The organism is Maribacter sp. MMG018 (genome assembly GCF_018100785.1).
Lineage (GTDB): Bacteria > Bacteroidota > Bacteroidia > Flavobacteriales > Flavobacteriaceae > Maribacter.
On record NZ_JAGJEC010000002.1, the window covers coordinates 455,072 to 470,830 of the forward strand.

Annotated in this window: 10 protein-coding genes; 2 read left to right on the forward strand and 8 right to left on the reverse strand. The window is 40.3% G+C overall.

Annotated elements, in window-relative coordinates:
• Positions 1-62: 62 nt before the first annotated feature.
• From J8L85_RS10160 to J8L85_RS10190, 7 genes are all read right to left on the reverse strand, one after another.
• The gene (locus J8L85_RS10160) at positions 63-1,871 is read right to left on the reverse strand and encodes an acyl-CoA dehydrogenase family protein (protein ID WP_211016944.1); all 1,809 of its coding nucleotides are present in this window, start codon (positions 1,869-1,871) and stop codon (positions 63-65) included.
• A gap of 17 nt (positions 1,872-1,888) precedes the next feature.
• Positions 1,889-3,079, reverse strand: coding sequence for an acetyl-CoA C-acyltransferase (locus tag J8L85_RS10165; RefSeq protein ID WP_211016945.1), 1,191 nt, complete (start codon positions 3,077-3,079; stop codon positions 1,889-1,891).
• A gap of 4 nt (positions 3,080-3,083) precedes the next feature.
• A complete protein-coding gene (locus J8L85_RS10170; RefSeq protein ID WP_211016946.1) occupies positions 3,084-5,489 on the reverse strand; it encodes a 3-hydroxyacyl-CoA dehydrogenase/enoyl-CoA hydratase family protein in 2,406 nt (801 codons plus the stop codon).
• 15 nt (positions 5,490-5,504) lie between these two features.
• Positions 5,505-5,957: a MarR family winged helix-turn-helix transcriptional regulator gene (locus tag J8L85_RS10175; RefSeq protein ID WP_211016948.1), complete on the reverse strand. Its 453-nt coding sequence runs from the start codon at positions 5,955-5,957 to the stop codon at positions 5,505-5,507.
• A gap of 375 nt (positions 5,958-6,332) precedes the next feature.
• Positions 6,333-8,102, reverse strand: a complete 1,770-nt coding sequence (locus J8L85_RS10180; RefSeq protein ID WP_211016950.1) for an AMP-dependent synthetase/ligase — start codon at positions 8,100-8,102, stop codon at positions 6,333-6,335.
• A gap of 406 nt (positions 8,103-8,508) precedes the next feature.
• Complete coding sequence (gene purL / locus J8L85_RS10185; RefSeq protein ID WP_211016952.1) at positions 8,509-12,198, reverse strand: phosphoribosylformylglycinamidine synthase; 3,690 nt, start codon at positions 12,196-12,198, stop codon at positions 8,509-8,511.
• 116 nt (positions 12,199-12,314) lie between these two features.
• Positions 12,315-12,683 carry a hypothetical protein gene (locus tag J8L85_RS10190; protein ID WP_211016954.1) on the reverse strand — a complete coding sequence of 123 codons (369 nt, stop codon included), beginning with the start codon at positions 12,681-12,683 and terminating at the stop codon, positions 12,315-12,317.
• A gap of 285 nt (positions 12,684-12,968) precedes the next feature.
• Between J8L85_RS10190 and J8L85_RS10195 the strand changes: the two genes are divergently transcribed.
• Complete coding sequence (locus J8L85_RS10195; RefSeq protein WP_211016956.1) at positions 12,969-13,355, forward strand: helix-turn-helix domain-containing protein; 387 nt, start codon at positions 12,969-12,971, stop codon at positions 13,353-13,355.
• Positions 13,356-13,359: 4 nt separating this feature from the next.
• On the opposite strand, the gene J8L85_RS10200 is transcribed toward J8L85_RS10195, so the two are convergent.
• Positions 13,360-14,574 (reverse strand): methyltransferase domain-containing protein, encoded by a 1,215-nt coding sequence (locus tag J8L85_RS10200; protein ID WP_211016958.1) that lies wholly within the window; start codon positions 14,572-14,574, stop codon positions 13,360-13,362.
• 71 nt (positions 14,575-14,645) lie between these two features.
• Here J8L85_RS10200 and J8L85_RS10205 point away from each other — a divergent pair, with 71 nt between their 5' ends.
• Positions 14,646-15,677 carry an oxidoreductase gene (locus J8L85_RS10205; protein ID WP_211016959.1) on the forward strand — a complete coding sequence of 344 codons (1,032 nt, stop codon included), beginning with the start codon at positions 14,646-14,648 and terminating at the stop codon, positions 15,675-15,677.
• The last annotated feature ends 82 nt before the right edge of the window (positions 15,678-15,759 follow it).

Below are 15,759 nucleotides of genomic sequence, written 5' to 3' on the forward strand. Positions count from 1 at the left end.
AAAACCACTCCTTTTAAGGAGTGGTTTTACTTTTGTTCAACAAAACAAAAGGGAAATCTGAATTAGTCAAAGGTGTAACCGTTATCTGCAGCTACCTTGTCGGCAATTTGTGTGCGCAAGGCCACTACATTAGGGTTGTTAGTGTATTTTGTAAAACGTTTTAGTCCCATAAGCATCATACGTTGCTCATCACCTTCGGCGAAAGAAACAATGGCTTCCTTACCTTTCTGGATCACAATATCGGTAGCCCTGTACAGGTATAATTTAGACATTGCGATTTGGGTAGCCTGTGAGTCTTCTCCAAAACGTTTGGCATTCTTTTCTGTTCTTAAGATAGCCGATTCCGCCAAATATACTTGGATCAAAATATCAGATGCGGCCATCAATAATTGTTGGTGCTTGTCTAACTCAGGACCAAATTTTTGCACGGCACTACCGGCAACCATCAAGAAAACCTTTTTTAGTCTTTTTAATAGGTCTTTTTCTTCAGCAAAAAGTTCAGAAAAATCTGGTGTATCAAAAGAAGGGATTCCCATAAGTTCTTCGCCAACGGCAGTAGCAGGGCCTAAAAGGTCTACATGGCCTTTCATTGCCTTTTTAACCAACATACCTACGGCCAACATACGGTTAATTTCGTTGGTTCCTTCATAGATTCTGGCTATACGGGCATCTCTCCATGCAGATTCCATTGGGGTATCGGCACTAAAGCCCATTCCACCAAAAATCTGAATACCTTCATCTGTGGTTTGTTGTACATGCTCTGATACCGCTACTTTCAAAATTGAACATTCTATGGCATATTCTTCCACTCCTTTTAATTCTGCTTCTTGGTGCGAATTGCCATCCGCTTCACGTATCGCTATTCTGTCCTCGATATTTTTAGCGGCCCTATAACAAGCAGATTCGTCTACATAGGCATTGGTGGCCATATCCGCAATTTTTGCTTTTATAGCACCAAAGTTCATAATAGGGGTCTTAAACTGAATACGCTCATTAGCATAGGTAACAGCTTCGTTGATAACCCTTCTTTGGGCTTCTAAACAGGCTGCTGCCAATTTAATTCTACCAACGTTTAGGGCATTCATGGCAATTTTAAAACCGTTTCCACGGGTAGAGAGCATATTCTCTACAGGAACCTTTGTTTCATTAAAGAATACCTGACGGGTAGAGGAGGAGTGAATACCTAATTTTTTCTCTTCATCACCAAGTGTTATTCCATTTTCAGGATCGTTTTCTACGATAAAACCAGTAATGTTCTTGTCATCTTCAATTCGTGCGAACACAATGAACATGTTACAGAATCCTGCATTGGAAATCCACATTTTTTGACCTGTAATACTGTAATATTTTCCATCATCGGACAGCACGGCCTTTGTTTTACCAGAATTAGCATCGGAACCTGCACCCGGTTCAGTTAGGCAATATGCGCCAAACCATTCTCCAGAGGCCAATTTTGGAACATATTTTTGTTTCTGCTCTTCGGTACCATAAAGGGTGATGGGCATGGTGCCAATACCTGTATGCGCTCCAAAAGCGGTACTAAAAGACCCTGTGGCCCCAGAAATATAATCACAGACCAGCATGGTAGATACAAAGCCCATTCCCATTCCGCCGTAAGCCTCTGGCACAGCAACACTTAATAGGCCGAGTTCACCAGCTTTTCGCATGGCCTCTTCGGTATAGGCATAATCTTTTTTCTCAAAACGTTCCCAATGCGCCCAAAGTTCTCGGTCTACGAATTCTTTGGTGCTCTCACGCATCATTTTTTGTTCTTCGTTCAAGTCTTCTAAAGTAAAGACGTCTTCGCAGTTGGTTTCTTTAACGAGGAACTGTCCTCCTCTAAGAATATCTTGTTTATTTTCGGTACTCATAATTATAATTCTTTTGTCTATTTCAAAAATTCAAAAATACCTGCAGCTCCCTGTCCGGTACCTACACACATAGTTACCAAACCATATTTGCCCTGCATAGATCGCTTGCGCATCTCATCAAAAAGCTGAACTGATAATTTGGCTCCGGTGCAGCCCAATGGGTGGCCTAGTGCTATGGCGCCACCATTTACATTTACGATATCTGGATTCAGGTCTAATTCTCGTATTACGGCTAAGGACTGAGAGGCAAAAGCTTCGTTAAGTTCTATCAGTTCTATATCCTCTTGTTTTAGACCGGCCTGTTTAAGTGCTTTTGGCACTGCAGCGACAGGACCGATACCCATGATTCTTGGTGGAACACCCGCGGCGGCATAATTTACCAAACGGGCTATGGGCTCAAGGTTCAATTCTTTTACCATATCCTCGCTCATTACCAACACAAAGGCTGCTCCATCGCTCATTTGTGAAGAGTTACCTGCGGTAACACTACCATTAGCCGCAAATACCGGACGTAATTTGTTCAGTACTTCTATCGATGTTCCCTTTCTTGGTCCTTCATCTTTAGTGACCGTATAGGTCTTAGTGGCTTTTTTACCATTGGAATCTATATAGGTCTGTTCTACTTCTATAGGAACGATTTGATCTTGAAAACGATCTTCTGCTTGGGCCTTAAGAGCCTTCATGTGAGAATTATAGGCGAACTCATCTTGGTCTTCTCTAGAAACCTTGAACTCTTCTGCGACTGCTTCCGCAGTATTTCCCATTCCCCAATAATAATCTTCATGGCCAGATTTTACCAAGTCGTAATTAAGTTCGGCCTTATAACCTGTCATGGGTACAGAGCTCATGCTTTCTGCACCACCGGCAATAATACAATCTGCCATTCCCGATTGAATCTTAGCCGTAGCGATACCAATAGTTTCGAGTCCGGAGGAACAAAAACGATTTACCGTTACACCTGGCACATCTACGATGTCCAGTCCCATTAGAGAGATCAACCTCCCCATATTAAGGCCTTGAGAGCCTTCTGGCATTGCATTGCCCACAATTACGTCGTCGATACGTTTTTTATCAAAGTCGGGCAGTTCTTTCATCATGTACTCAATTGTTTCGGCTGCAAGCTCATCCGTTCTTTTAAAACGGAAGACGCCTTTAGGAGCTTTACCAACTGCAGTACGATATCCTTTTACTATATATGCTGTTTTCATTTTTTTAATTTCTAAGAGGTTTACCAGTCTTTAACATGTGTTGAATACGTTCCAGGGTCTTACGTTCGGTACATAAAGAAAGAAACGCTTCCCTTTCTAGATCTAATAAGTATTGCTCTGTAACCATAGTAGGTTCCGATAGGTCACCACCCGCCATTACATAGGCCAATTTATTGGCTATTTTTTTGTCGTGTTCACTTATGTAGTGACTAGCTTCCATAGAGTCGGTACCTACCAAGAACATACCCAATGCCTGTTTTCCAAGAACTTTTACATCCTTACGTTTGGGAGGCTGTGTATAGCCTGCTTCTGCCATAAGTTTTGCATAGGCTTTTGCGGTTGCTATCTGTCTGTCTTTGTTTACGACTACAATATCCTTCCCTTTTTGTAATATGCCCATATCGTATGCCTCGTATGCCGAGGTAGATACTTTGGCCATACCAATGGTTAAAAAGTACTCTTGAAGAACATTTAACTCTACATCTCCTTTACGGAAAGTATCTGAAGCTCTTAAGGCAAATTCTTTAGAACCGCCACCACCGGGGATAACCCCAACACCAAATTCTACCAAACCTATGTAGGTTTCGGCCGCGGCAACCACTTTGTCGGCATGTAACGATAACTCACAACCACCTCCCAAGGTCATACCGTGAGGGGCCGATACGGTAGGAATCGCAGAATAGCGCATTCTCATCATGGTGTCTTGAAACATTTTAATGGCCATGTTCAATTCATCATATTCTTGTTCTACGGCCATCATAAAGATCATACCAATGTTCGCGCCCACCGAGAAATTGGCTGCTTGGTTACCAACCACCAGACCTTGAAAATCCTTTTCGGCCAAATCAATGGCTTTGTTCAATCCGGTGAGTACATCGCCACCAATGGTGTTCATTTTGGACTGAAATTCACAGTTTAAGATGCCATCGCCCAAATCTTCTATAACAACACCACTATTTTTAAATACTTCTTTAGATTTTCTAATATTGTCCAGAATGATAAAGGCATCCTGTCCAGGTATTTTTACCATTTCCTTTTTAGGGATATCATAAAAATAGGTAGCTCCATCTTTTACGGAATAGAAAGACTCTATGCCTTTGGCCTTCATTTCTGTAACCCAGGCAGCTGCTGTCTGGTTTTCTGCACCAATGAACTCTAATCCTTTGTCAAGACCGACGGCGTCCCAAATCTGGAAAGGACCATGTTCCCATCCAAATCCTGCTTTCATCGCATCATCTATCTTATAAAGCTCGTCTGTAATCTCGGGGATGCGGTGAGATACGTAGGCGAACAGCTGACCGAAGCTTTTTCTGTAGAATTCTCCGGCTTTATCTTTTCCATTTACCAGAACAGAAAATCTATCTACTACTTTATCAATGGTCTTGGTCAGTTCTAAAGTGGCGAATTTTGCACTTTTTTTAGAACGATAGTCCATAGTATCCAAGTCCAAGGTCAAAATCTCACTTTTGCCTTTTTCTCCTTTTACCTTTTTATAAAATCCTTGACCGGTTTTACTTCCCAGCCATTTGTTTTCCATCATGGTTTGGATAAAGTCTGGCAGGGCGAACAGCTCATGGCGTTCATCATCCTTACAGTTTTCCGAAATACCGTTGGCAACATGTACCAAGGTATCCAAACCTACAACATCTACCGTTCGGAAAGTAGCGGATTTTGGCCTACCGATAACGGGCCCGGTAAGTTTATCAACCTCTTCGACCGTCATGCCCAATTCCTTTACGGTATGGAACAAGCTCTGAATACTGAAAATACCCACACGGTTTCCAATAAAGGCGGGAGTGTCTTTTGCCACTACCGAAGTTTTCCCCAGAAATTGCTCGCCGTATCCGTTCAAGAATTCCAATACCTCTGGAGAAGTTTTAGGCCCAGGGATTATTTCAAATAATTTAAGGTACCTGGCAGGATTAAAGAAGTGTGTGCCACAAAAATGCTTTTGAAAATCGTCACTTCTTCCTTCGCTCATAAATTTGATCGGAATACCAGAAGTGTTCGAAGTGATCAAAGTTCCTGGCGTTCTATATTTCTCCAAGTTTTCGAAAACTTGTTTTTTGATGTCCAATCGTTCTACAACTACCTCGATGATCCAATCTACCTTGGCTACTTTAGAAATGTCGTCCTCTAAATTTCCGGTAGTAATTCTATCCGCAAACTTTTTATGATAGATAGGTGAGGGTTTCGATTTTAACGCAGCTGTGAGCGAATCGTTCACGAGTCTGTTACGGACCACTTTGTCCGTTAATGTTAAGCCTTTCGCTTTTTCCTTATCAGTTAGTTCTCTCGGCACAATGTCCAAGAGTAAAACCTCTACGCCAATATTGGCGAAATGGCAAGCGATTCCACTTCCCATTATCCCGGAACCGATTACCGCTACTTTTTTAATGTGCTTGTTCATGAAATCTTAGCTGTATTAATGATTTGATGTATTTTTTGTATAAATTTTCTTGTCCGCTATTAACTTGTTGATAACGTTCGTTACTTCAAAAAAACCTTTTAGGCTTTCTTCGGAAACGTTTGCTTTTACTACGTCGTTAAATTTTAATACGACGTCTTTAGAGTCTTTTCTTTTTTCCAGTCCAAAATCGGTCAAGTGTATCAACACCCCGCGTCCATCGGAAGGATTAGGTTTTCTTTCTATCAAACCTTTCGCTTCCATACTTTTTAAGATCCTAGAAAGACTGGTAGCTTCCATTCCCATCTTTGGGCCAAGAGAAGTAGAAGGTGTACCTGTTTTGGGATCTATACTTAATAGCGTAAAACCTATGGCCATTGTCGTCTGAAAATGTTTAGCTTCCTCATTGTACATTCTAGCAACTGCTTGCCAAGTAGCACGAAGGGCATAATCAATAGTGATTTCCTTCATATAGGATTTTTAGTTGGTTACCAAATATAATAAAATTTATTATGCATGCATAATAAATTAATAAAATTTTGTCAGTTATTTTTTAAGTTAAGGTGATACTTTTTGCTCTTGTTGCCGAGTGGGAGATTAAGCGTTCAATAACATTTATGAAAAATTATTGCAATGTATATTGAGGATAATATAATGTGTATGGGAAAAAATATACTTTTTAACAATAATAGAAATATTGGCACCAGATGGAAAATAAGGTGTATATGGTGCAAACTACCGATAAGGACATGTGGCCGAAACAGATGAAAATACGGACGAATAAAGCCCCTTTTTTAACATACCAAATAATCACAACCCCTGGTTAGTGGTGGGGTCATGATTTTGTTAATGGCCATAAATGTCGTTATAAAGGTCTATGTATTTTTCTTTGACTATTTTTCTTTTGAGCTTCATGGTAGGGGTAAGGTGACCAGCATCGATGCTCCATGTGTCAGGAGTTAGGCGGAACTGTTTTACTTTTTCCCATCTTGCAAATTGCTCATTGGCCAAATCTACTTCTTCTTGGTATCTTTCCAATACTTTAGGATTGGATATCAAATCTTCGTTACTCGTGAAAGAAATTCCTTTTTGCGTAGCCCAATCGCCCAAGAATTTAAAATCTGGCTGTATAAGGGCTGCAGGCATTTTTTCTCCTTCACCGACGACCATTAATTCTTCGATAAAGCGAGATTGTTTAAACCGGTTTTCTAAAATTTGTGGAGCTACGTATTTACCTCCAGAGGTTTTAAACATTTCTTTTTTACGGTCGGTAATCTTTAAGAAACCTTCAGAATCTATTTCGCCGATATCACCTGTATGAAAATATCCGTCTTTTAATACCTCTTTCGTTTTTTCAGGGTCTTTGTAATAGCCTAGCATTACGTTTGGACCTTTACACAGAATTTCACCGTCATCGGCTATTTTTACTTCTACCTTATCTATAATCTTACCGACGGTCCCAATTTTCCAGCCTTTGCCTTCTTCTTGGTTTACGGCAATTACAGGAGAGGTTTCGGTAAGGCCGTAACCTTCCATAACGGGTATGCCCGCAGCTCCGAAAACTCTAGCGAGCCTTGTTTGTAATGCAGCACTGCCCGATACCATGGTGGTTAGGTTTCCACCCAATCCATCTTTCCATTTACTGAAGATTAGTTTTCTTGCTATGCCCAATCGCTTTTCGTACCACCAGCCATTTGCTCCATAAGGCTCAAATTTCAATCCTATACTAACGGCCCAAAAGAACAATTTTTTCTTAATACCTGTTAGGTCGCTTCCTTTGGCTATTATGGCGTCGTAGACTTTTTCCAACAGTCTGGGTACAACGGTCATAACATTGGGTTTTACCTCTTTTAGGTTGTCGCTGATTTTGTCGAGTCCCTCTGCAAAATGAATTTGGATGCTGCAATATTGGTAGAGATACAAGATCATACGTTCAAAAATATGGCATACGGGAAGAAAGCTCAAGGCGCTTGCCCCTTGGTCAAAAGGAACGCGCAATTTACTGGCGACTACATTAGATACAATATTGTCATGTGACAGCATTACCCCTTTGGGCCTACCGGTCGTACCAGAGGTATAGATAAGTGTGGCCAATTGGTCAGGGGTAACCATTTCCTTTAATTTTTCTACTTCGGGCTGATTGGATTCATCTTCTCCCATATCAAGAATCGTCTGCCAATTATCACAGTTCTCAACCGAATTGAAACTATAGATTTTTGTAAGGTGTTTTAGGTTTGGCTTAATGGCATTGACCTTTGCCAGTACTTCATCACAGGAGACAAAGCAATATTTAGCTTCCGAATGGTTCAATATATATTCGTAGTCCTCTTCCGAAATGGTAGGATAGATAGGAACGGTCTGCGCTCCTAATTGTAATACTCCAATATCCATTATATTCCATTCGGTGCGGTTCGTCAATGAAATTATGGCTATTTTATCGTTTGGTTTTACACCAAGCCTTAGTAGTCCACGACTTATTGCGTTAGCTTTTTTGATATACTCTTCGGTTGAAGTTGCTATCCACTTTCCGTCATATTTGGTAACCAAAGCTTTTTCCAAAGGAAAGTTTTTCAGTTGGTAATACGGAAAATCGAATAGACGGGTAACTTTTTGCATACTTGGATTCTAAAAACTTTATTGCAAAATAATGAAAGAACTCGGTACTTTAAAATTGTATTAATAAATTTAATAGGGGTAGATTGGATATTCTATAATTGAAAGGAAGCTCTTTCTGTTGAGAGTGCCTTTGTTGTTTTGGTGCAATAATTTGTTGTTGAACGTGTTATGGGTCTTATTTTTAGAATCGATGGCAGGAACGGGACTGAAAATGTTTTTATTTGGATTTTATTAAAATTTTGGAATGAAATATAGTTGGAATAAGATCTTTTGTAAAAAGATCTTATTCCTGAACAAGTGTTTCTTTTCTCCTTACAGTGTTAATTTGTGGATTATGAATATCATTTCAAAATACACTTTTGGCAGAAGAAAGAAGTTTATGTCTTAAACAGGAAATTTTATAGAATTACCTATTTAAAATCCATTCCCTTGCATTTGTAAATGCTTCTAGCCATGGTGAAACTTCATCATTTCTATCAGAGGGGTAATAAGCCCAATTCCAAGGAAAGATAGAACGTTCTATATGTGGCATGGTAACCAAGTGCCTTCCCGTTCTATCGCAAAGCATCGCCGTGTTAAAATCACTGCCGTTAGGATTTGCGGGATAACCTTCGTATCCATATTTGGCAACTATGTTATAGTCGCTCTCTGATTTCGGCAATTTAAATTTGCCTTCCCCGTGAGAGATCCAAACACCCAAGGTCGCACCTTCTAAAGAAGAGAGCATTATAGAATTGTTCTTCTGTATTTTAACGGATGTAAAGTTACTCTCGTGTTTATGTGAATCGTTATACGTCATTTTTCCATGCGTATCATGTTCCGGATTTATTAAATCCAGTTCCATAAACAGCTGACAGCCATTACAGATCCCTACAGAAAGGGTATCCGGTCTCGCAAAAAAGTCCTTAATGACTTTATTGGCTTTTTCGTTATACTTTATAGCACCGGCCCAACCTTTGGCACTTCCCAATACATCTGAATTAGAGAAACCGCCTACGGCACCTAAAAACTGAATGTCTTCCAAGGTTTCACGTCCAGAGATAAGATCGGTCATGTGTACGTCTTTAACATCAAAACCTGCCAAATACATGGCATTAGCCATTTCTCTTTCAGAATTACTTCCTTTTTCCCTTAAAATGGCCGCTTTTGGTCTTTTTGGGGTTTCTTTCTGAGTACGGTTTGGAAGGTTGATCTTGTCCGTAGTCGGAAAATTATAGTTTAAAGATTGCTTTTTATAGTTGTCATATCTATCCTTTGCAAGGTCGTTAGCCGTCTGCTTATTATCTAAAAGGAAAGAAGTTTTATACCATGTATCTCGTAAAGAGGCGATATTAAGCCCCATTTCCATTCCCCCGTTTTTAACGGTCAAAGTGGCATCGGAAACAACATTTCCTATTTTTATGGCCTCTATTCCGGCAGCGGTCATATCTTGTTCAAAATGATCGTCTTTTGCCTGTACTACGATACCGGCGTTTTCTGAAAACAATAATTTTATGGTATCGTTTTCACCCAATCCCGATAGGTCCAATTTTGCGCCCAAATCAATATCGGCAAAACATAGTTCCAATAAAGTGGTGATCAATCCTCCAGACGCAACATCATGACCAGCAGCTACTTGCCCTTTTTTAATTGAAGTTTGGATCGCATCAAAGGCCTTTTTAAAATACGCGTCGTCTTTTATGGTAGGGGCTTCGTTTCCAATGGCATTTCTTACTTGTGAAAAAGAAGAGCCACCTAGTTTAAAGGTATCTTTTGAAAGGTTTATGTAATAGATAGAGCCTCCGTCTTTTTGTAAAACAGGTTCTATTACATTGTTGATATTGTTACAGTTTCCGGCAGCTGAAATAACTACGGTTCCCGGGGCGATAACCTCTTCGTTTTTATATTTCTGTTTCATGGAAAGAGAATCCTTTCCTGTAGGTACATTGATACCTAGGGCTATCGAAAATTCGGAAACAGCTTTTACGGCCGCATATAACCTGGCATCTTCGCCTTCGTTTTTACATGGCCACATCCAGTTCGCGGAAAGGGACACTGATTTTAGGCCATCTTTTAAAGGAGCCCATATTATGTTTGTAAGGGCTTCCGCAATACTGTTTTTGCTACCTGCCGAAGGGTCTATTAATCCGGAAATAGGGGAGTGGCCTATGCTTGTGGCAATGCCTTCCTTGCCTTTAAAATCCAGCGCCATTACACCTACGTTGTTCAGAGGTAGTTGCAACGGGCCGGCACATTGTTGCTTGGCAACACGGCCTCCGACACAACGATCTACCTTATTCGTAAGCCAATCTTTACACGCTACGGCCTCTAGTTGTAGTACCTGTTCTAAATAATCATGGAAAAACTCTAAGGAATATTCGGGGTTCGAATATGTTCTGGATACCGAATTGTCTTGCATGATGGTTTTTGGCGAACTACCAAAAATGTCGCTTAATTGAACATCCATCGGTTTTTCCCCGGTGGTTTTCGATTCGAAGGTAAAACGATCGTCCCCGGTGACGTCTCCGACCTCGTACATAGGAGAACGTTCACGATCCGCAATTCGTTTTAAAAGATTAGCACCTTCGTCGCCAATTACCAAGCCCATACGTTCTTGCGATTCGTTTCCTATAATTTCTTTGGCCGATAGGGTAGGGTCGCCTACCGGTAATTTGTCCAAGTCGATTTTACCACCTGTTTCTTCCACCAACTCAGACAAACAGTTCAAGTGACCTCCAGCTCCATGATCATGTATGGAAACAATAGAATTTTTGTCTCCCTCTACCATTCCCCTTATAGCATTCGCTGCCCTTTTTTGCATTTCGGGGTTAGAACGCTGTATGGCATTCAACTCTATTGCAGAACTAAATTCTCCTGTATCTGCACTGGAAACGGCGGCTCCGCCCATTCCTATTCTATAATTATCGCCACCAAGAATTACTATTTTGTCTCCTTTTTCCGGAGTTTCTTTTATGGCTTGGTCTATTTTTCCGTAACCGATACCACCGGCTTGCATTATTACCTTGTCGTAACCCAATTTTCTGGGTTCGGCACCACTAACAGAAACATTTTCATCGTGTTCGAATGTAAGTACTGAGCCAGAAATCAAGGGTTGGCCAAATTTGTTTCCGAAATCGGAGGCTCCGTTAGATGCCTTTATCAGGATATCCATAGGGGTCTGGTATAACCATTCCCTTTCTGCCATACCTTGTTCCCAAGGTCTTTCTTTTTCCAATCTTGATAGGGCTGTCATGTAAACCGCTGTTCCCGCTAAGGGTAAAGAGCCTTTTCCACCGGCTAGCCTATCTCTGATTTCACCTCCCGAACCTGTGGCGGCACCATTAAAAGGTTCTACGGTTGTTGGAAAGTTATGCGTTTCGGCTTTCAGTGAGATTACGGACTCAAATTCTTTTTCTTCATAAAAATCGGGCTTGTCGGCCGATTTTGGAGCGAATTGAACCACTTTAGGGCCTTTTAAAAAGGCTACATTGTCCTTATATGCAGATACAATATCGTTCTTGTTTTCCTGAGATGTTCTTTTGATCAGTTTAAAAAGACTGGAAGGCATTTCTTTGCCGTCTACAACAAAGGTACCGTTGAATATTTTGTGTCTACAATGTTCTGAGTTCACCTGACTAAAGCCAAAAACTTCCGAATCGGTCAGTTTTCGTCCCATTTTATCGGATAGCCCTTTAAGGTAATCCACTTCCTCATCGCTCAAGGCCAAGCCTTCTTGAATGTTATAGGCAGCTATATCGTCAATTTCCAAAACGGGCTCGGGCTGTACGTCTACGGTAAATATATCTTGGCCCAATCCATTGAATTTCTGAAAAAGCATCGGGTCAAAATCATTGAAACTGTCCGTTACCGCGTTAAACTCCTCAATTCTGATAATACCTGCTATACCCATGTTTTGGGTAATTTCTACGGCATTGGTACTCCACGGGGTAATCATGGCCGCTCTTGGTCCAACAAAAAAGGCGTCTAGAGACGCCGCGTTTATTTTTGGTTGATTCCCAAACAACCACATAAGTTTTTGTTCGTCTTGAGAAGTAATTTCTTTAGTAGTTTGGACGGCAAAAATCTTTGTTGCCAGATCTCCGAAGAAGTGAATCATATCAGCTTGGTTCTTTATCTAAAATGGAAAATGCAAAATTACGATTTTATGCTAGATTTATACAGATGTTCATCAACAGTTTTCAACGGTAATTGTTGATATTTAAAGAAGGTGTTTTATGGTAAATTACCGGTCTTTATTAAAACGGTGTCCTTCTGTATTTCAAAGCGTATCCAACTATCCAAAGAGCCCCCGTTCGTGTAATATCCGCCTTGTACATGCTCTTTAGAACCATCGAAATGGTCAAAGGTTAGGGTGTAACTGCCATCTGTGCGTGTGTTTTTCATGGTTAAAAAGCCCTTGGCAGCCTTATTAGGACCAATAGTTTTAATAACCGTACTGTCCATTTTTTCAGACGTAGATAGTACAATATTGTTGATTTCTGTATCCGAATTATTGACAACCTTATAACTGATACCGTTTTCTTTGGTCAGATTGCAGGAAAACAATAGAGATAATATGAACAAAAAAATTACTTTTTTCATATGAGGAGGTGTTCTATGAATGTTTCTATCAAAGATAAGAGATTGTAAAAACGGCGTAGAGATATATTTAAGAAAACTTAAAAATGTAAGATTTAGATTTTACTACGATGAAACAAAATATGAAAGCTAGCTAGAGCAATGGGGAGAGGAGTATCCAACATTGAAAAAATAGTTTTTTGTTGTTTTATTGGCTAGTCTTATTTTTAGACCTAAGCTTTGGGTGTGCTTATGTATGAAAAATAGACTGTATTCGTTATTTTTGTTTTCTTGTAATATTTTATTAGAATGAAAAAGGAAACCTCTTCGAAGAACAACCCAAAACCCGATCCTTGTCCCGTGGCATTCTGTATGGAGGCGATCGGAGGTAAATGGAAACCCATTATAATTTTTCGTATTTCAAAAGGAATAAACCGTTTTACGGTACTCATGAAGCATATAGAAGGCATTAATAAGCAAATGCTAAGCAAGCAACTGAAAGAAATGGAAAAATCGGGTATTTTAGAAAGAAAGATTTTTCCTGAAATACCACCCCGTGTGGAGTACTCCCTGACCTCTAAAGGAAAATCGCTCTTGCCCGTGATCCAGGCCATGAACAAATGGGGCCTAAAGCATATGCCAGGTGTTAAAACAGCCAAAAAGGATGATACTCAGCAATTACCGCTATTCGATTGAATAGCTACGCTTTCTTTTCTAAAAGTGCCATATAGAATCCATCATAACCACTTTTTGAGGCATAGATCTTTTTCTCTTTTATCAAAGAAAAGTCGTTGCCTTCCTCAGAGGCTAAAAATGATTTTACTTGATCATTGTTTTCTTGTGGCAATATAGAACAGGTAGCGTAAACAACTTTACCGCCTGGTTTTACGATTTTACTGTAACTGCGAAGAATTTCTTGTTGCGTTTTTGTGATCTTGTCCAAAAACTCCGGTTGTAATTTCCATTTGGTGTCGGGGTTTCTGCGAATAACACCTAGACCGGTACAAGGAGCATCTATTAGAACCCTATCGGCACTACCATATAGCTTTTTAAAGACCTTGGTAGAGGTAATTTCTCTTGGCTCTATATTGTGTGCCCCGTTACGTCTCGCCCGTCGCTTTAACTCCTTAAGTTTGCTACCGTAGATATCCATGGCGATCAACTGTCCCTTGTTTTCCATTAAAGCGGCTAGGTGTAAAGATTTACCCCCTGCACCTGCACAAGTGTCTACGACACGTTGGCCTGGTTTCACGTCTAAAAATGCGGCGACCAGTTGAGAGGAAGCATCCTGTACTTCAAAAAAGCCATTTTTAAAACTTTGGGTCACAAAAACATTGGCTCTTTCCGGTAACCGTAGGGCGTGTGGATATCCTTTAATGGGTTCTGTAACAATACCTTCATCCAATAAGGCCTTTCTCAGGTTTTCTTTGGTAGTCTTTAAGGTGTTGGTTCGTAGAATTACTTCTGCGGGCTCGTTCAATTTAGCTATTTCTGCGGTCCAAAGCTTTTCTCCCAAGGCTTTTTCGCATAGCTCATCTATCCAATCGGGAACTGCTTCCCTATATTTTCTGATTTTTGATAGTTCATCGAATTTTCCCTTAATACGTCTTTCTGGTGTGGGCTCTATTTGTTTCCAATCGGGTAAATTAATTCCCTTTAAAACTGCCCAGACTGCCCACATGCGAAAAAGATCAGGTCGGGTAAACGGTGCTTTTACATCCGCTATTTCACTGTAGAGTCTTTTGTAGCGAACCATCTCGTACGTGGTTTCGGCAATAAACCCACGATCTCGGGCTCCCCATCTTTTATCAAATTTTAATACCTTTTGTACTACTTTATCAGCATATTCGCCTTCGTTAAAAATTAAGTTTAACGCATCTATGACGGCAAATACCAAGTTTCTGTGCAATTTCATTCTAAAAAATTAAGGGTGCAAAGGTATTGTTTTAGAGTTGATTCCATTTATTTTTGAGAAATTTTGTACGTATGCGACCAATTATGCTTCTTTTGTTTGTAACCTGTTTGTTCTCTTGTAACAATTCTAAGGAACCTTTAATTTTTTCAGAAATTAGAGTGGATGATGTTTATACAGATTCTGTAAGTATCAGGGCCATAGAATTTCTGGACGATAATACGCTGGCTTTCGCCGGCAGTAATGGAATATATGGTACGGTTGATGTTTTGAGTGGAAAGGTACGGACCAATGTAATGCAATATGATTCTTTGACCCCTGAGTTTAGGGCTGTAGCCCATACGTCTTCCGATTTTTTTATGTTGTCGATAGCGAATCCCGCGTTACTTTACAAGACGGGTGATGAGGGGCGAATGAATTTGGTGTATAAAGAAGAAGGGGAGACCGTATTTTATGATGCCATGAAATTTTGGAACGATAAAGAAGGTATTGCCGTCGGAGATACTGTAGGTGGTTGCTTAAGTATAATTATTACAAGAGATGGAGGAAAGTCTTGGTCAAAATTGTCTTGCGATGTACTGCCGGCATCCGTTGATGAAGAAGGTGCTTTTGCCGCAAGTAATACGAATATCGAAATTGTTGGTGATAGTACATTGTTAGCGACCACTGCCGGACGTATTTATTTTTCGGGGGATAAGGGCGTACATTGGAAGGTTATTGAAACGCCAATGCAAAATAGCGGGCCAACACGGGGTATTTATTCTATTGATTTTTATGATGCAAAAACAGGTTTTGCAATTGGAGGTGATTATACAAAACCAGAAGAAAACAATAAAAACAAAATGTTTACAAACGACGGGGGGTATAAATGGGAGCTTACGGCCGATGGAGCTCCGCCAGTCTATAAGAGTTGCGTGCAATATGTTCCCGGTTCTTCGGCAAAAGGTTTGGTAGCTGTTGGTTTTACCGGAATTTCCTATTCTAACGATGGGGGAAAGAGCTGGAGGCAGCTTAGTGACGAAAGCTTTTATACGATTCGATTTTTAAACGATAAAGTTGCATATGCAGCTGGTAAGAATAGAATATCAAAGCTTGTTTTCAATTAAATAGGAATGGTGTTTACTTTTATTGCAACCCCTGTTCGGCCCTATGTTTAATGAATGTATATAAAAAAAAAGGGCTCAAGGG